General features: G+C 47.4%; 14 protein-coding genes and 1 tRNA gene. 13 read left to right on the top strand and 2 right to left on the bottom strand.

The genetic code is table 11. The features are described from left to right. Positions 1–34 precede the first annotated feature (34 nt). From NLZ44_RS04475 to NLZ44_RS04465, 3 genes are all read left to right on the top strand, one after another. Positions 35–2,935 (top strand): DUF1156 domain-containing protein, encoded by a 2,901-nt coding sequence (locus NLZ44_RS04475; protein WP_493752947.1) that lies wholly within the window; start codon positions 35–37, stop codon positions 2,933–2,935. Between the two features lie 525 nt (positions 2,936–3,460). Next, positions 3,461–4,417, top strand: coding sequence for a Swt1 family HEPN domain-containing protein (locus NLZ44_RS04470; RefSeq protein WP_493751974.1), 957 nt, complete (start codon positions 3,461–3,463; stop codon positions 4,415–4,417). A 20-nt stretch (positions 4,418–4,437) separates the two neighbouring features. Then, entirely contained in the window at positions 4,438–6,819 is a 2,382-nt protein-coding gene (locus NLZ44_RS04465; protein ID WP_493751973.1) for an ATP-binding protein, read from the top strand. Positions 6,820–6,957: 138 nt separating this feature from the next. On the opposite strand, the gene NLZ44_RS04460 is transcribed toward NLZ44_RS04465, so the two are convergent. Beyond that, positions 6,958–7,467 carry a hypothetical protein gene (locus tag NLZ44_RS04460; protein ID WP_111894100.1) on the bottom strand — a complete coding sequence of 170 codons (510 nt, stop codon included), beginning with the start codon at positions 7,465–7,467 and terminating at the stop codon, positions 6,958–6,960. Positions 7,468–7,528: 61 nt separating this feature from the next. Between NLZ44_RS04460 and NLZ44_RS04455 the strand changes: the two genes are divergently transcribed. The 9 genes from NLZ44_RS04455 to NLZ44_RS04415 all read left to right on the top strand — a co-directional run bounded on the left by NLZ44_RS04455 (position 7,529) and on the right by NLZ44_RS04415 (position 17,121). Further along, complete coding sequence (locus NLZ44_RS04455; protein WP_493751972.1) at positions 7,529–8,446, top strand: histone deacetylase family protein; 918 nt, start codon at positions 7,529–7,531, stop codon at positions 8,444–8,446. Between the two features lie 25 nt (positions 8,447–8,471). Beyond that, positions 8,472–9,038 carry a DUF4126 domain-containing protein gene (locus NLZ44_RS04450; protein ID WP_493751971.1) on the top strand — a complete coding sequence of 189 codons (567 nt, stop codon included), beginning with the start codon at positions 8,472–8,474 and terminating at the stop codon, positions 9,036–9,038. Between the two features lie 161 nt (positions 9,039–9,199). After that, a complete protein-coding gene (locus tag NLZ44_RS04445; RefSeq protein ID WP_493751970.1) occupies positions 9,200–10,018 on the top strand; it encodes a cobyrinic acid a,c-diamide synthase in 819 nt (272 codons plus the stop codon). A gap of 145 nt (positions 10,019–10,163) precedes the next feature. Beyond that, a complete protein-coding gene (gene gshA, locus NLZ44_RS04440) occupies positions 10,164–11,315 on the top strand; it encodes a glutamate--cysteine ligase (protein ID WP_493751969.1) in 1,152 nt (383 codons plus the stop codon). A 159-nt stretch (positions 11,316–11,474) separates the two neighbouring features. Then, on the top strand, positions 11,475–11,936 hold the full coding sequence (locus tag NLZ44_RS04435; protein WP_035759327.1) for a tRNA (cytidine(34)-2'-O)-methyltransferase: 462 nt from the start codon (positions 11,475–11,477) through the stop codon (positions 11,934–11,936). 567 nt (positions 11,937–12,503) lie between these two features. Beyond that, on the top strand, positions 12,504–14,681 hold the full coding sequence (locus NLZ44_RS04430) for a peptidoglycan DD-metalloendopeptidase family protein (protein WP_493751968.1): 2,178 nt from the start codon (positions 12,504–12,506) through the stop codon (positions 14,679–14,681). A gap of 137 nt (positions 14,682–14,818) precedes the next feature. Next, positions 14,819–14,891: transfer RNA gene (locus tag NLZ44_RS04425), tRNA-Met, on the top strand. 206 nt (positions 14,892–15,097) lie between these two features. Then, a complete protein-coding gene (locus NLZ44_RS04420; RefSeq protein ID WP_111893426.1) occupies positions 15,098–15,694 on the top strand; it encodes a peroxiredoxin in 597 nt (198 codons plus the stop codon). A 245-nt stretch (positions 15,695–15,939) separates the two neighbouring features. Continuing rightward, positions 15,940–17,121, top strand: coding sequence for a PQQ-dependent sugar dehydrogenase (locus tag NLZ44_RS04415; RefSeq protein WP_493751967.1), 1,182 nt, complete (start codon positions 15,940–15,942; stop codon positions 17,119–17,121). 271 nt (positions 17,122–17,392) lie between these two features. Here NLZ44_RS04415 and NLZ44_RS04410 read toward each other — a convergent pair whose 3' ends face one another. Next, entirely contained in the window at positions 17,393–18,367 is a 975-nt protein-coding gene (locus NLZ44_RS04410) for an alpha/beta fold hydrolase (protein WP_006624330.1), read from the bottom strand. A gap of 174 nt (positions 18,368–18,541) precedes the next feature. On the opposite strand from NLZ44_RS04410, the gene infC reads away from it, so the two are divergent. After that, positions 18,542–19,084, top strand: a complete 543-nt coding sequence (gene infC / locus NLZ44_RS04405; RefSeq protein WP_006624331.1) for a translation initiation factor IF-3 — start codon at positions 18,542–18,544, stop codon at positions 19,082–19,084. Positions 19,085–19,151: the final 67 nt, after the last annotated feature.

Genomic DNA, 19,151 nt, shown 5'->3' with positions numbered 1-19,151 from the left:
GCTATACTGGGAGTCGGTGTCTACACTGCTTCCCATGACCTACCGCAAAAAACTCATCGAAGTTGCCCTACCCCTCGAAGCCATTAATATGGAGTCCGCGCGGGAAAAGTCTATTCGTCACGGACACCCCTCCACTCTGCATTTGTGGTGGTCGCGGAAACCAACCGCTACAGCTAGGGCGGTGCTTTGGGCTTCTTTGGTAGATGACCCCAGTAGTTGGCCGGAAAAATTCCCCACCCTGGAAGCACAAACCCAGGAAAGACAACGCCTTTTTGATATCTTAGGCCGAATTGTCGTCGATACCGATAAGAAGGGGAAACAAAAACAGGTGGTGCGGGGTTTGGTGTCTTGGGATGATATCAAAGACCCCCAGGTTATTCAAGACGCACAAAGGGAGATAGCCCGCTGTTTGGCGTGGGGAAGGGGGGAAAAACCACCCACGAAACCCGAAGAGGTCCGGGAGTATATCGCCCAGTATGCGCCACCCGCCTATGACCCTTTTGCCGGAGGTGGGTCTATTCCCCTGGAAGCGCAACGGTTGGGGTTGGAAGCCCATGCTAGTGATTTGAACCCGGTGGCGGTATTAATTAATAAGGGGTTGATTGAAATTCCCCCTCGGTTTGCGAATTTACCCCCGGTGAATGGAGATGATAGAAAACGGACTGGGTTGGAGTCTTGGCGTGGCGCACAGGGGTTGGCTGCCGATGTGCGATATTATGGAAGTTGGATGCGAGAGGTGGCTGTTAACGGCATTGGGGATTTATATCCTCCGGTGACTTTGGAAAATGGCGACAAGGCGACGGTTATTGCTTGGTTATGGGTGCGGACGGTGACTTGTCCTAACCCGGCTTGTGGCTGTCAAATGCCTTTAACGAGTAAGTTTTGGCTTTCCACAAAGAAGGGAAAGGAGGCTTGGGTTGAGTATGCCATTAACGGGGAAACTAGCCCCCCCGAAATTGATTTTGTGGTGAAGACGGGGAAGGGAAAACCACGGGAGGGGACGGTTAACCGCCAGGGGGCGGTTTGTCTGGCTTGCGACACTTCTGTAAAGTTGAAATATGTGCGTTCAGAAGGTCGTGAGAAGCGCATGGGGGCTCAGTTAATGGCTATTGTGGCTGAAGGAAAGAAAGGCAGGATTTATTTACCCCCTACCAAACAACAGGAAAAAATTGCTTTTTCCGCTAAACCAACATGGAAACCTGATGCAATTCTACCCAAAAATCCACGGGATTTTAAAACTCCTAATTATGGGATGACAAGTTTTGCTGATTTATTCACCTCCCGTCAATTGGTGGCTTTAACTACTTTTAGTGATTTGGTCAGTAAAGCTAAAGATAAGGCGTTTCAAGATGCCCTGGCTGTAGGGTTATCTGATGATGATATTCCCTTGAATAAGGGGGGGAATGGCGCGAGGGCTTATAGTGAAGCGATCGCAATTTATTTAGCGTTTGTGTTGAGTAAAGTAACAGATAGAGGTTCCACATTGGGACGATGGGACCCTACTCCTACACAAAGTGGGGTTATTAATACATTTAGCCGTCAAGCATTGCCAATGACATGGGACTATGCAGAGACAAATTCATTAGGTGACGCTTCTGGAAGTTTTATGGGTTCAATTAATTGGGTGATAAAAGTTATTGAAAATCACGATAATGTCAATGTTAAAGCTAGGGTATTTCAACATGATGCACAAGTAAACCATGACAATGACTCACAAGCAAAAATAGTCTCAACCGACCCGCCCTATTATGATAATATTGGCTACGCGGATTTATCCGACTTTTTCTATGTGTGGCTGCGTCAATCTTTGGGTTCAATATACCCTGATATTTGCAGCACCCTGTTAGTGCCGAAATCTCAAGAATTGATAGCAGCCCCGCACCGCTTTGAAGGCAGCAAAAAAGGGGCTAAAGAATTTTTTGAAGCCGGATTAATGCAGGCGTTTAAGCGCATGAATAGCATAGCTGATGCTAACTATCCGCTGACCGTTTATTATGCTTTTAAACAAGCCGAAACTGATGCTAAAGATAAGGTGGCTTCTACGGGTTGGGAAACCATGTTAGAAGGGTTAATGCAGGCTAACTTTAGCATTGGTGGAACATGGCCGATGCGTAGCGAATTGAGTAACCGCATGGTTGCCAGTGGTACAAACGCCCTCGCTTCTTCTATAGTGTTAGTGTGTCGTCCCCGTGGTGAGAATGCCGCACCAACGACCAAGCGAAAATTTTTAAGTGAATTGCAAAACGAACTCCCCCAGGCGCTAAAAACGCTGCAAGAGGGAAACATCGCCCCCGTTGACCTAGCCCAAGCCAGTATCGGACCGGGTATGGCAATATATAGCAAGTATAGCGAAGTTTTAGAAAACGATGGCAGCAAGTTGACCGTCCGCAGCGCCCTACAATTAATTAATCAACTCCTAGATGAATACCTGACCGACCAAGAAGGGGAATTTGACAGCGATACCCGTTGGGCGTTGACATGGTTTCAACAATACCAATTCGACCCCGGACTATATGGGGAAGCGGAAACCCTGTCGAAGGCGAGAAATACCAGTATACAAGGGTTAGAAACGGCGGGAATTTTAACCGCGAAAGCCGGGAAAGTCCGGTTGCTGAGACGGGATGAACTCCCGGAGAAATTGACGGCGGAAAAAGATACACGCCTCCCCCACTGGAAACTCACCCAAGGGCTAATTCAGCGACTCCTAGAAAAGGGAGAAACCGGGGCGGCGGAGTTGCTGTCTGGGCTTCGACAACAGAAAGCCGAGGTAGAAATAGCCAGGGACCTCGCCTATCGTCTATATAATTTATGCGATCGCAAAGGATGGTCATCAGAAGCGATCGCCTATAATAGTCTAGTAGTATCCTGGCCGGAAATCACCCGTTTAGCCAGTGAGTTTGCGGCTAAACCTTCCCAAGGGGAACTTTTCAATTAATAATTAATAATTAACAATTAATAATTAATTGTAGGGGCGGGTTCCGCCGTCAATTCTCCGACCCCACCAGGATATTAATAAACCCGCCCTCCGGGTTCCGCCGTCAATTCTCCGACCCCACCAGGATATTAATAAACCCGCCCTCCGGGTTCCGCCGTCAATTCTCCGACCCCACCAGGATATTAATAAACCCGCCCTCCGGGTTCCGCCGTCAATTCTCCGACCCCACCAGGATATTGATAAACCCGCCCTCCGGGTTCCGCCGTCAATTCTCCGACCCCACCAGGATATTAATAAACCCGCCCTCCGGGTTCCGCCGTCAATGTATTATTAGAAACCCGGTTTCTTGACCACGATATGGGCGGTGCGTCAAATGAATCAAATTGGCGGTTAACCCGATAGGTTATCCCTGTGACGCACCCTACGAGGGGGGGGAATTGGTGGGAAAAGTGGGTTATTTTCAACAGGTGAACAAAATGTGCGGTTTTGGCATATAATTGATCTCAATCACGCATCCTACCGATTATGGCTATCAGCAATTACGAGAGAGTTGGTCGCGCCTTGGGGATACTCCGAGATGGATTGTATCCTTTCGTGGAAAGGGAAATGCGATCGCATTATGGCGATCGCTGGTTGACCGCCGCCAGCGCCTCCCTCCCCGATAATTATGTTAGCCGACAATCTGTCGAGGAAGTCCTGAAAAAAGATGTATCCGCCCTGCTGATTATCCTGTGGGAACATTGGAATGACGTATTTCGCCAAATTCTGGGAAGGAGTGAACGCAGCATTGCCAGCGAATTGCGCGACAACCGCAACCAATGGGCGCACCAAGGGACTTTTTCCACTGATGATGCTTACCGTATCCTTGATAATATCGCCCGTCTGTTAACCGCTATTTCCGCCCCAGAAGCCAGCCAAGTGGAAAAAGAGAAAAATGAATTGATGCGATCGCGTTTTGAAGCCGAAGCCCGTCGCGAAAGAAGGAAAGTCACCGTCACCCCCACGGAAGGACAACCTCAAACCGGACTCAAACCCTGGCGAGAGATTGTTACACCTCATCCTGACGTGGCTGGCGGGACTTTCCAACAAGCAGAATTCGCCGCGGACTTATGGGAAGTATACCTCGATCAGGGGTCTGATGAATATAGAGACCCGACGGAATTTTATCGCCGCACTTACCTCACCGAAGGCTTAAAACAGCTTCTCAGTAATGCACTGCTACGGTTAACTGGTCAAGGGGGAGACCCGGTAATTGAATTGCAAACTAACTTCGGCGGCGGCAAAACTCACGCCCTGTTATCCCTCTATCACCTTTGCCAAGCCTGCCATATTCATAACTTACCAGGGATGGAAGAGATTTTTCAACAGGTGGGTATATCTCAACCTCCCCAAAATGTTAACGTGGCTGTGTTGGTGGGGAATAAACTGCCCCCCAGTGGCATTAAACCCTATGGAAAAGGCGATCGTAACCGCCCCCCATAATTAAAACCCTCTGGGGGGAGTTGGCTTGGCAGTTGGGAGGAGAAGAAGGTTATCAAATGTTGCGGGAGGCTGACGAAACGGCAACTAATCCCGGTGATATACTTAAACAACTGTTTAACCACTTCTCCCCCTGTCTAATTCTGATTGATGAATGGGTCGCCTATGCTAGACAACTCCACGAAAAACCTGATGTGGTGGGGGGGACTTTCGACACTCAATTCACTTTTGCCCAAACTTTGAGTGAGTCCGCCAAAAATGCTAAGGATACCCTGCTGGTGGTGAGTGTTCCCGCGTCGGATATTGAAAAAGGCGGCGAGAAGGGATACGAAGCGACCGACAGGCTGAAAAATGCGATCGGTCGCGTAGAGTCCCCTTGGCGACCTGCCAGCGCTGAGGAAAGTTTTGAAATCGTCCGGCGGCGCTTATTTCAGTCTACCACGGATACGACTCTCTTCGCTCAACGAGATGCGGTGATAGATACCTTTTACAATATGTATCGCGCAGATAGCCAGGAGTTTCCCACGGATACCAAGGAGGCTAACTATAAACGCCGTATGCGAGAGGCTTATCCTATTCACCCAGAATTGTTCGATCGCCTTTATGAGGACTGGTCGAGTTTAGATAAGTTTCAGCGGACCCGTGGGGTTTTGCGTCTCATGGCTAAGGTGATTCATACCCTATGGGAACGTAATGATGCTAATCTGTTGATTATGCCGGGAAATGTGCCGATGGATGACCATCAAGTGCAGTCGGAACTTACCCGCTACCTGGAAGATAATTGGACTCCCATTATTGATAAAGATGTCGATGGACCATTATCTTTACCCCTAGATATCGATCGCCAATACCCTAATTTCGGCCGTTATTCGGCTTGTCGTCGCGTTACCCGCACTATCTACATGGGGTCAGCACCAACCCAGAAAGCGGCTAACCGTGGCTTGGAAGACCGTAGAATAAAACTAGGTTGTGTGCAACCGGGAGAGTCGGCCGCGACTTTTGGGGACGCACTCCGACGACTCAGCGATCGCGCTACCTATCTCTATGTTGATAATAACCGCTACTGGATTTCCACTCAACCTAATGTTAACCGCACAGCCGCAGAAAGGGCTGATCAGTTTCTCGGTGAAGGCGATCGCTATTTGGTCGAGGAGGAAATTGTTAAACGTCTCAAAAAATTTGGCGATCGGGGTATCTTTACCACGGTTCATGTGGCCCCCAATTCTAGCGGGGATATCCCTGATGATAACCGCTCCGGTGTGCGTCTGGTTATACTCCCCCCACAATTCCCCCACGACCAAGGCTTAAATTTACAGAGTCCGGCTTGCCAACGGGTGGCTGATGTGTTAGACTACAGGGGGGAAACTCGTCGCTATTACCAAAATACCCTGGTGTTTTTGGCTGCTGATAAAACCAAGTGGGAAACCCTGGGAAAAAATGCCGCCCAATATCTCGCCTGGGAGTCCATTTGTAGCGAAAAGGAAGAGTTGAACCTAGATGCTTTTCAGGCTAAACAAGCCCACACCAAACTACAGCAGTTTGATAATGATGTCCAAAAGCAGATTTCCGAAACCTACCAATGGTTATTAGTCCCTGAACAACCAGACCCCAAAGAAGCGATCGCCTGGAAAACTATCCGCCTCCGTAATCTTGAGTCCTCCCCGACACTTAACGCCAGCAAAAAGGCGATCGACGAATCCCACCTCTCAGATACCTACGCCCCCCTAAATCTCTATTTAGAGGTTTTGGAACCCTTCGTCTGGCGCGACAAAAACCACATCAGCCTACAGGATATCTGGGAATATCTAACTAAATATCCCTATCTGCCCCGCCTCAAGGATGAACAGGTTTTGCTAAAAGCGATCGCCGACGGCGTATCCTCGACCGCTTGGAGTCAGTGGTTTGCCTACGCGGAAGGCTTCGATCCAGAAACCGGCACCTATCAGGGACTGAAAGCCGGGGAATCCATCAATCCTACAATAGCTCAAAATAGTTTAATTGTCAAGCCCGATGTAGCCCAAAAACAGTTACAACTGAGCCAGCAGCCCAGCCCCAATTCCTTGGAGCAATATTCCGCCCCCTCACCGGGTCAGGAAAGGGAGGTAAATGCGATCGTAGGGGAGGACATAAACCCCGGAAATTATAGAGTTTCCCCGGCTCAAAATCAGCCCCTAAGACGCTTTTACGGGGTGGTAGAAATTGAGGCTTTACGACTCAACAGAGACGCGGGAGTAATTAGCGATGAAGTCATTCAACATTTAATCTCTCTCAAAAACACCAAGGTAAAAATTACCCTAGAAATTCAGGCAGACATTCCCGACGGTATCCCGGAAAATGTAGCCCGGACAATTATGGAAAATTGCCAAACCCTAAAATTCCAGCAAAAAGGCTTGGAAACCAATTAATAATTATCACACTCGTAGGGTGCGTCCGAGGGATAACCTATCGGGTAAACGGCAAATTTTATTCATCTGACGCACCACCGATATCGCGGTCAAGAAACCCGTTTGTCCCAGAGGTCAAGAAACCCGGTTTCTCAATTATTAAATTAATTTTTGCTTGAGTTGCTGTAATTTTTCTGGGGTAAGAATTACCTTGACATCCAATAATTGTGCCGGGTCTCTAAATAGTATCATTAAGCCATTATTGCCCACGGCAATATGAGGATTTTCGATATTGATGGTGTCATATTTAAGCTCAGGGATACTAACTTTCAGCACCAGTTGCTGTTGAGATTGAGAGAAAATATAAAGCTGTTGGTGGTCAAGGTCAAGCACCATTTTCCGGGGGGTGATACTACGTTGGTCGGGGTTGTTTGGTTTACTCCAAAAAATGGTGATTCCCCTGATTTCGGGGTTGCAAATTACAAAATTTTCGTCAAACTTTTGGGGTTCCCAGTTTAACTGACTGGGGTCTGTATCCTGTGGCATAAGTCGCTGTTGCCAGTCGATTTTAATATTCTGGAGGTTAGCCCACCATTGTCTAATAACTTCCAGGTTATTGGCATGATCAGGGTTGCTGCTGCCTAACTCCCAAATAGTTGTGCTATCCATGTTAATTGTCTCTAGTTGAATTTAATATTAGTTAGATTGTACAACCTGAATATATGCACCGATGAATTTGCCGATTGTTTTTCATCCCGACTATGTAGCCCCCCTGCCACCAGGACACCGTTTTCCGATGCCGAAATTTGGGTTACTTTGTGATATGTTACTCCAAGAAGGCGTAATCAGACGATCGCAACTTCACCTACCCAAACTGCCACCTACTGAGTGGATCGAATTAGTCCACCACCGGGACTATGTAGAGGCTTACTGTCAGGGGAAACTAGACCCGAAAGCACAACGCCGCATAGGTCTCCCCTGGAGTCAGGCTTTAGCCCAGCGGACTTGTATCGCAGTGGGGGGTGCGACATTGACCGCTAAACTAGCATTATCTCACGGTTTAGCCTGCAACACGGCCGGAGGCACTCACCACGCCTTCCCTAACTATGGATCTGGTTTCTGCATATTCAATGATATAGCGATCGCTGCCTGTGTCATGCAAAAATTAGGACTAGCCAAAAAAATCCTGATTGTGGATCTTGATGTACACCAGGGGGACGCAACGGCGGTAATTTTTCAAGATAACCCCCATGTATTTACCTTTTCAATGCACTGTCAAGCTAACTTTCCGGCTAAAAAACAAACAAGCGATCGCGATATTCCCCTAGCCGTGGGTATGGAAGACGAAGAATATTTGCAAATTTTAGCCAGTCATTTACCTGACTTGCTTACGGAATTTCGCCCAGATCTAGTGATCTATGATGCAGGAGTAGATACCCATATTGGCGATCGCTTAGGAAAATTGGCCCTAACTGACTCTGGGTTATGGCGGCGGGAAATGCAAGTTTTGTCTACCTGTGTGGGAATGGGATATCCGGTGGCGGGAATTATTGGCGGTGGTTACTGTGAAGATATGCAGAGTTTGGTTTACCGCCATTCTCTCCTACACCGCGCCGCTACGGACGTTTACCGCCAGTATCGCCTGTAATTAGATAATAGTAGAAAGTGAAAATATGATGATGAATTATCTGTTAGGGATTTTTTGCGGCGTTGGTTTAAGCGCCGCCTGTGGGTTTAGAATATTTGTACCCCCGGTAATTTTGAGCACAGCCGCCATATACGGCGATTTTGACCTACCCCCCGACTTAGAGATTTTGGGAACCGAGACGGGGTTGATAGCCGTCGCTACTCTGTTAGCAGTGGAGGCGATCGTCTATTTTATCCCCGGAGTCGATCATGCTTTGGATATCCTGGAAGCACCGATCGCTATGGTGGTGGCTACTTTGATTGTAGCTGCATTTTTACCAGACATGGAACCTCGGTGGATGTGGACAGTCTCTATAATTCTGGGGGCTGGATCAGCCGGAGTGATTGAAATGTTAATGGGTATTACCCGTGTCGCCTCTACTATGGCCACCGGAGGCTTGGCTAATCCATTGGTATCCACAATGGAGTTGCTGTGCGCTATGATCTTATCAGTATTGGCGATTTCTCTGCCTATATTGGGGGCGATAACAGTGGCGATCGTACTGGTGTTGGCAGTTCCGAAAATTTTGAGACGTAATTGGCAGCGATCATAAGTTGGGAAATAGGATTTTTACCCCCCACAAAGTTGCCCCGGTTGGCATAGGTGGAAAATGGCGATCGCCCCTGTGAAAATGGTAACAATGTCTCCAGTGATGCAGTGGCTTAGAATTGCTGTCAGCTAATATAAAAAAACAGACAGTGGGACACACATACTATGAAACCCGAATCAAACGCTGACATTTTAGCCCCTCTCAAAAATAACATTTTATTTGATAAACTACCTCCAGAAGCCCAACAATGGGCGGAAAGTTTACCTTGGGAACAGCGGCGCTATTTACTGTCTTTGTGTTACATATTCTGTGCCTCCCATCCCGAAAAACAGGCGGAATTTTTAGATGAATATACCGCCGATGGCTTAGTGTCTAAACTACTGGAAGATATCGACTCAATTAATCGGATTCAAAGATACTTTAACTGGTTTAAAGTGACTAGCCCCTTGACCGAGGGAGTTCTCCGCAAATATATCCGTCAGTTTTATATCCACTCCGCCCAAGATGCTAGATGTCAGCCAGATATCTACTTAGAATCAGCTTTAAAATTGGTAGCCAGCACCAAAGAAAAAGAGAACGTTTTTAATTATATTGTCGGTTTTGAATTGATTAAAATCATGTTCAAAATGAGTTGGCAACAACACGAAAGACTAGCCCGACTGCAAAAAAATCAGGACGATTTTATCAAACAATATATTAAACCTATTCAATATGCCCACCGCATTAATCGCCTGGTGGTCCCGAAAGATGAAAAAGTATTTTTTGCCAAACGAGATTATTTTGTGAAACCACCGGAAGTCAGTTCTCAAAAACTCATGGCTTTAATTATGGCAACTTTTACCACTGACCAAATTGTTAACTGTGGCTTTTCTGTAACTAGGCATATCCGGGCGCTAGAATTTGATTATGACTATATTTTTAACTTTTCGGAATCGGAAAGTATTTTTCCTTGGAACTCCGAATCAATGCTAGAATCAAGTTAAAACTCACTCTCAGAGTGGGTCTTAGTCGTGATGTCTATAAACACGGGAACTGGGAAAGTCGGAGTCCTTACTTAATAACTGTCAACTGTCCACTATAGGGACCCTATCCTAGTTTCCGTTAATCTAAATTAAGTGAGGCACAAAAGTGTTACTACCCAAAGGTTTTGAAGTCGAAATGTACACGGGTACACCCCAGGGGGACATAGTAGGCTTTTCCGATAAAATAGTTAAAAATCTTGATGGGTTTGTCCGGGAACCAGATACCCGCAATGTGGAGTATATAACCGCCCCAATTTGCAGTTACGATCGCTCTCTTTGCGCTTTAGTCAAACCTCGGCAACAACTGCGACAATACCTGCGCCAACTTGGCAACTACACCATTATACCAGGTAGCACTCTCTCTCTGGGAGATAGTCGGCGCTTTTACCGTTCTGACCCCAACAACCCCTATCATGCCTACATTCAGGAAACCTACGGAACTGATGTAGTTACCGCCAGCATCCATATTAACATCGGTATTGATGATCCAGAAGTGCTAATGCGTGCCGTGCGCCTAGTGCGGGTAGAAGCACCATTATACCTCGCCCTAAGCGCCTCCTCTCCGTTTTTGGACGGTAAACCCACCGGTTATCACTCCCAGAGGTGGCATTTGTTCCCCAAAACTCCCCGCCACGTTCCCCTCTTTGAAAGTCATTCTCATTATATCCAGTGGACTAATGAACAACTAGAAGCCGGAACTATGAGAAATGTGCGACACCTGTGGTGTTCCGTGCGTCCTAATGGGGTTCGTCGCCCCTACAGCCTCAATCGCCTGGAATTAAGGATTTGTGACCTAATGGTGAATCCCATAGCCTTACTGGCGACTACAGCCCTCTTAGAGGCAAGGTTATGGCAACTGATGGAGACCCCGAACCTAGACCCCCTGGAATTGAGTAGCCTACCAGCAAACACCCGCAATCAGGAATTAGTGGCGATCGCAGATGCCAACGAGGAAGCAGTAGCCCACCGGAGTCTCGATGCTAACCTGAAACACTGGAAAGATGGCAGTAGTATTTTAGCCCGCGATTGGATCGAGAATCTGTATCAAGAAGTTTGGCCAGTGGCTAAACAGCGTGGTTTTAGCTGTTTTCTGTCTCCCCTCAAAAAGATTCTGCGGTCGGGAAACAGCGCCCAACAGTGGCTAAAACAGTATGAAAGCGGCATCGATACTCGTAGTATTATCAAAAAGGCGATCGCTGATGCTTATGAACAAGAACAGGAACTTGAAGATAAATTATGTCAACTACTGGTTACCTAGTGGGTTGATGCAAAAGACCTATTAATATATCTTATATTCTCAGCGAAGGAGGAAATATAAAGAAAAGCTATAGAAATGTGGCTTTTAGTTCAGAAGTTGGGGATGATCATAGTATTGACTTCTGGTAGGTAAATTCCTGGCCTTTCAATGCGATCGACTATGCCCCAACTCGTTCTAGTTAATCCTCAAATCCCCCAAAATACAGGGAATATTGCCCGCACCTGTGCGGCGACCCAAACACCCTTGCATCTGGTGGGCCCCCTGGGATTTGAAATTAGCGATCGCTATCTGAAACGGGCAGGACTAGATTACTGGCCCTATGTACCCCTTAAATACCATACCCATATAGAGGATTTCCAAGCCTTTCACCAACCATTAGGGGGCCGCTGGGTAGGATTTAGCGCCCGTGGAAAACAGAATTATGTGTCCTTTCAATTTCAGGAAAATGATTGGCTGCTGTTTGGTAGCGAGACAGAAGGGCTCCCCCCAGAAGTTCTAGCCCTCTGTCAAGCTACCGTCTACATCCCCATGTGTCAGCCGAATGTCCGCAGCCTGAACCTCTCCGTTAGTGCCGCTGTAGGATTGTTTGAAGCCCGCCGACAACTAGGTTTGCTGGCTTAACCCCCACGGTTCAAACATAAGTTTTGATTATATCCTCTAGGAGGAGTAGCTCTATGTCTTCTGATAGATTTTCGTGATAAATCCAAGGATGTCTGGGTGAGGGGGTAAAGTCGGCGTAAGGATTGATATATCAAGTTGTTGGGTACTTGAGTATATTCTTAACACTACTCTGCTAAAGTTGGGAAACCACAAAACAATGGTTCCCAAGCCATTGTGTTTTTTGAGGTAGATGGTGTAAAGTCTCATTCGGGATCAGCAAATTCCCAATCTGCATTTCCTACAAACTGTCTTTTATCTATGACATCAAGGGAATTGCCAGATTGTTAACTCACACTCTCAACTTTGGGGTAATTGATGGGTAAAGGTGGCTTGTCGAAATTCAAAAAGCAAGGTAATCTGACCTAATCAATATGGCTGACAGTGGTGGGCCTCATGCAATCAGCATGATAAATATCACTTATCAGTTACTGTAATCGCAGGTTCTGCTTAAAGCCGTGTTAAATACAGATAACTGAGGAAAACCAGCCCCAAAAACAGTTTAAGCGCTTCTCCATAGGAGGTCGTTCTTTGAAAGGAACAGTTCCAAACAACAATCAGCCTGTTGTTACGGGTGCCATTAATACAGATATGAACGTGGAAACTACACAACAGGTCACAGTCCCCAGTCGGAGCAAGGTGAAAACCTCTGCGGCGTTCTTGGGTTTAGCGATTGCATCAGGTCTTCTGTTTCCCGAAGGGGGTAGTGCTGCTACTGAGTCACTAAAAGCCGATAGCAACAACGCGATGCAGTCTTCTTCTAATCAAGCTGCAATTAATCAAAACGGCGACTCAGTATCTGATTCATCAGATTGGCAACCATCCATTCTGCGAAACCTGACAGAATCTAATTCTAGGTCTATGGGTTCGGCAACCCCAGTAGAACCAGCAGCAGTTATTGACCATCAGGAAAACGAGACTCAAGCCCAAGAGCAAGCCCAGCCTGGGTCTGTGGTTGTCTCGGAATCGTCTTTATCAAAATCTGAAGAAAAACCTTTCCCCTATCAGTTTGACACCATAGAAAGGTTTGACACCACAGAAAGGGCGGGGGGAAATGGCATTAGCGGTTCAGACTCCTACGGTTCTGGTGTTACCGAAAACACTGCCCCTAGCCCACGGTTTTCTCAACCTTCCCAGGTGAGCAATGCGGTTAGGGAGACAATTAGGGAAACTGATATCAGTTCCTTTAATAGGGTTCCCGGTACCTTGGTGATTGACTCAGACCCCACTCAGTCGGTTTCGGTGGTCTATAAGGTCAGTTCAGGAGACACTATAGCTCGAATTGCTGAGGCCCACGGGGTGTCAGTAGATGATGTGATTAGAGCTAATAATTTGACTGACCCTCACTTGATTAAGGTTGATCAAGAACTGAGGATTCCTAAACGTTTGCATAACTATCTGGCATCTCCAAGAGATAGTTACACAGCAGATAACAACTTAAACAACTCCAGAAGTGATTTGGGTTCTGCCCAAACTACTACTCCTAGCCACAGAGCATCTACTAACGACAATACTCCGGGAGCTTCTGTTAGACTACGCTTGAGTCAAACTGTGACTCCTACGGTTCTCCCGTCCCAAATATCTGGCGATATCACCAAACCGGTGGGCCTGAAAGTGGATTTGGGCGATCGCTTGGGTACATCAAATGATGGCGGCGATCGCATTTCCCCCAGGAAACTTTCGGAACTCAGTCAACAAACCCCTGTCATAGAGTCTAACTATACTGATAACTCAACTACAGCTTCACGAAAGGATCTATCAACTAGTGGTGAGTCCCAACCCAGTAGTAATGGGGAATTTAGTCTTGCTGATGCTGAGGAGAGAAGGCTTACCCCTCTCAATCGCCGCCACAGCGGCAGTAGACTCTATAGCGATCGCCTGAGAACTGAGATTGAGCGACTGCGAAACGAGTACCACGCTCAACAGTCTCAACCCACCTATTCCTATCAAACTGTCAGCTTTTCTCAGGAACCAGAAGAAGTAGCGATCGAGGCGAAAGCCGAAAAAGCCGAAACCGCTGATCAGGTGTTGGCTGCTACTGAACCTAACCCCAGACGACTACAACGGATTAACCCTGAGTTTAACCCCACAGCCTACCAATATCAAAAGGATATCGATGGGGAAAAACCCTCAGACGGGGCTACTCAAGAGATTTCCCGCCGCCCAGAACCAGGTTCCGAAGATAACCCCAATTCATTGGTTGCTACTGCTCCTCTGGGGGCTAGTGCTTATGATCCACTTCAGAACCCTACTCTCGGTCGCATTGTTTCCCCCGATTTACCGCCACTACTTGGCCCGGATGCCTACCTACCGGGAGGCTCCACACGGTTTGCTGGCTATATTTGGCCAGCCGAGGGAATTTTAACCTCCGGCTACGGTTGGCGCTGGGGAAGAATGCACCGAGGTATTGATATTGCCGGTCCGGTGGGTACTCCCATCTTAGCAGCCGCTCCGGGAGTGGTTATCTTTTCAGGTTGGAACAGCGGTGGCTATGGCAACTTGGTGGAACTAGAGCATCCTGATGGCAGTGTTACCCTTTATGCTCATAATCACCGGAATCTGGTCAGTAAAGGGCAGAAAGTTACCCAAGGTCAGCTAATTGCGGAAATGGGTAGCACCGGGTTTAGCACTGGTCCTCACTTGCACTTTGAAATTCACCCCACCGGAAATGGGGCTGTCAATCCTATGGCTTTGTTGCCCAGGGATTAATGACCAATTTGGGGCTAAGAACAGACCCAGATTTTCCCCTGGTCTGTTCTCCCCCTTAACAGGTTGAAAATTTTTTTTGGCGATCGCTTGCCATATATGGGGAATAGGTGCTATATTTATAAATCGTTGAGAAACAAGGCTCTGTAGCTCAGTGGTTAGAGCAGGGGACTCATAAGCCCAAGGTCGCAGGTTCAAATCCCGCCAGAGCCATTTATTGAACTGATTTAACGTAGAGTCCTACACAAAAAAACATGGGACCCTTTGAGCCAGGCCCCCCATAAACCGGGGCCTCCAAGCGACGCGCCGGCGGAAATATCTGGCGGTCAATTATAGTATGATCAGGATGATGCAAGCATAACAAATTGTCAACTCAGCCATAAAAAACTGGGTTTTCAGAGGAATTAGGAGATTTACCCATGACAAGTGAGTGTATTCGCGTTGGTTTAGCAGCCCCGGATTTTACCGCCACAGCGGTTATTGACCAAGAGTTCAAAACTATTAAGTTATCTGAATATCGGGGTAAATACGTTGTTCTGTTCTTTTATCCCCTGGACTTTACTTTTGTCTGTCCTACAGAAATTACCGCATTTAGCGATCGCGCTGAAGAATTTTCAGCCATTAACACCCAAATCTTAGGGGTTTCTGTCGATAGCGAATTTTCTCACCTAGCTTGGATTCAAAGCGATCGCCAGTCCGGTGGAGTTGGCGACCTCAACTATCCCCTAGTGTCTGACATTAAAAAAGAAATCAGCGCCGCCTACAATGTGCTTGACCCAGAAGCCGGAATTGCACTGCGGGGTCTGTTCATTATTGACAAAGATGGCATTATTCAACACGCCACTATCAATAACCTCGCCTTCGGTCGTAATGTAGACGAAACCCTACGGACCTTACAAGCGATCCAATATGTGCAAGCTAACCCCGACGAAGTTTGTCCCGCAGGTTGGAAGCCAGGAGATAAAACCATGAACCCCGACCCAGTTAAGTCTAAAGAGTTCTTCGCGGCCATCTAAATCAACAATAGTGCATAGTTAACAGTTGACTCTGACAGGGAGCTAGGGGCTTAGTCCTCCCAGCAATGGGTCTCAAGCCTCCCCCTTGTAGGGTTCCTCCTCACTCAAATTATAATCCCGCCGCCGTAAAGCCTGACGGTTTCTCACCTCTAACCTTTGGTATAGTGGCAGTCATCTTGGGACAATTAAAATAGAGAAACTGTATTCTACTATCACTTCAAGTCACAGACCCAATGAGATTCACAATGATTCAACCCCTTACTCCAATTGCTGGCGGTGTGCTAGGAAGTTTACTCTTGATGGCTTGTGCAACACCAACCGGAGTAGAAACCCCACCGGAGAACCCTATAGGACAAATCCTATCCACCGACCTTGAATCTGGTGCATCTATCCCTCTGAATCGGGAGTGGGAACAAACCACAGTGGTGGAGAATTTGGAACATCCCTGGGGATTAGCGTGGCTTCCTGATGGGACAATGCTGATTACTGAGCGACCAGGACGCTTACGGATAGTGCGCGATGGGGTTCTCGACCCTACTCCTGTAGCTGGGTTACCAGAAATCTTAGTCCTGAATCAGGGAGGTTTACTCGATATTGCCGTTCATCCCCGGTTTGAGGAAAATTCATTGATTTATTTCACCTATTCCCAAGGAACGCCCGAAGCCAATGGGGTGGCAGTGGGTAGAGGGGAGTTAAGGGGAAACAGCCTAGAGAATGTCGAGGTGATTTTCCAAGCTGTTCCTTTGAAGCGGGGAGGACAACACTTTGGTTCGCGCATCGTGTGGTTACCCGATGATACTCTGTTGGTGGCGATTGGTGATGGCGGAAATCCACCGCTGGAACTCGATGGGGAACTGATTCGCTTACAGGCTCAAAATCGAGAGAGTCATTTGGGTAAGATTGTACGCCTGAATGACGATGGCTCAATTCCCGGTGATAATCCTTGGCAGGGAGACCCTGATAGTGACCCTGCTATTTGGAGTTATGGTCATCGGAATATTCAGGGGTTAGCCATTGATTCCCAACGGGGTCACGTTTGGTCTACCGAACATGGTTCCCGTGGTGGGGATGAGTTAAATCTGATTAAAGGGGGGGAAAATTACGGCTGGCCTCTTGTTACCCATAGTCGGGAATATACGGGGGGGCAGATTTCCGATCGCCAAACCCATCCAGATATGGTTGACCCCCATATCGTCTGGACACCAGCGATCGCTCCGTCCGGGTTAGCCGTGCATGGGGGTGATTTGTTTGCTGGGGGTTTAGTATCCCAATCCGTGCATCATATCCAATTAAATGACTCCGGTGAGGTGGTAGACCAACGAGCGATCGCGATCGGTCAGCGTGTGCGGGATGTTCGGGAAAGTCCTGATGGTCATCTCTATGTGTTGACTGATGCCGCCCCCGGGCGGTTAATTCGACTTCATTAACTTAGTTAGCGCGAGTTTTCTGGCTGTCTCCTGGATCCGGAAAAATTCAGTTTCTGCCTCAATTCTAACCCCTGGCGTGCAACTGACCGGATTTTCCAGAATTTGACCCTTCTCCCAGGTTAGGGAACTGGCGTCTTCTAGCTTGGTCTCACAGCGCAGCGGGGATTGGATTAGCCCCGTTGTATGCCCTCAATCATCAGGATTATCAACAAATCCGCCAGAAAATTGATACAGCTCTGGACGACTGACGATATCAGTGACGAGTTCGGCGTTAGGGTAGAGTTAGAGTTTCCCCTAAGCAACTTTTAATCCAGTCGAAAATTTCCCGGTTCACCCGTTCGGGACATTCATCATGGGGGCAGTGACCCGCGCCCTCCAGTTCTACTAACTTGATGTGGGGATTATATTTTAGGTAGAGGTGAGGTTTAGCCAGTTTCAGGGGAATCAGTCGATCCTGTTTTCCCCAGAGTAGTAATATGGGAACCTGCACCTGGGGAAATAGACTGCGTACAGCAGGGCCGAGTTTAGAACTCCCCATAATCCGAAACAGAATAGTAAAAGCCCTAGCTGCCCCTCGTTCTTGGGGTGGAGTAGATAGAATATGTATCAGTTCCTCTGTAACTGCATCAGGATTGTGATAGGCTAATTTAACCCAACGACTGATGACAGATGGTTGTCTCACTAGATAGAATATGGGACGTAATATAATAGGGGAAGCAACCAAACTTTGGATTAACTCAACTGGGGGAACCATCCACCCAGGTAATAAGTCCGCTTGAGCGGCGGGATCGGGTAAACTGAGCATAACCAAACCTTTAGCGGTTTTGGGATATTGAGCAACAGTTGCTAAGGCGATTAGAGAACCAATAGAGTTTCCCACCCAGATGGTCGGACGGCGGATAAAAGTTTGCCAAAAGTCATGCACCAATTCTGTCCAGAGGGAAACATTATATGGAGCGATCGCCTTTTCAGAACCACCAAACCCCAATAAGTCCAAAGCATAAACTGGGTGCGAATGACTGAAGACCGACAAATTGTGTCTCCAGTGGCCGATAGATGCACCAAAGCCGTGAAGGAAAATTAAAGGAACAGGAGAGTTGCTCCCGAGTGGGTCTTGAACCTCAAAAATAGGCGATTTAGCCTCTTTAGGGTGCTGCCAACGCAGAAAAGTATAGCGAACTCTCCAACCCCTCCAAATCCAATCACGCTGAAAGCCCATCTGTTTGTGCAAGTCTGGTAAATCCATCTAACCGTCGTCCTGAGTGCAACATAACTTGAAAGTTACCCCTAAAATACTAGGGTCCCTAAAGTTTAGATTAAATGTCAAGCCTATTGATATGGGAAATCAGTACAATGTTCGGTTAGTGCGACCCACAATTTTCGAGACATTCGTTAACCTCATTAACTTAAAATTCCTGTAATGCCTGTGATAGAATCAAAAAGAAATCGCAACTTACCTCAAATCAACGACAATATCCGCTTTCCTAAGATTCGCCTGATCGATACCGAAGGCGGTCAGCTAGGGATCATGACTCCCAGGGAAGCCATGAAACTAGCTCAGGAAAAGGAACTAGACCTAGTTCTGGTTAGCGATAAAGCTGACCCTCCCGTATGCCGGATTATGGACTATGGGAAGTTCAAATATGAACAGGAAAAGAAAGTTCGGGAAGCTCGTAAAAAGCAGCATACCGCCGATGTCAAAGAAGTTAAGATGCGTTACAAAATTGATGATCACGACTATCAGGTGCGTGTGAATCAAGCCAAGCGCTTCCTTAAATCCGGCGATAAGGTCAAAGCCACAATCATGTTCCGGGGTCGAGAAATTCAGCATAGCAACCTGGCCCGGGAACTGCTCAAACGTATGGCAGTAGACCTAGAAGAACACGCAGAAGTTCAACAGTCCCCCAAACAAGAGGGACGGAGCATGATGATGCTGTTGGCTCCCAAAAAAACAACTAGCTGAGACTTAGGAATTGCGGGCCATTGTCATTTATCAAACCTGTTGCTGCTACAGTTATGATAAACCAGTA

The sequence above is a fragment of the Arthrospira sp. PCC 9901 genome, from assembly GCF_059013425.1.
This window is presented reverse-complemented; position numbering and strand designations above follow the sequence as displayed.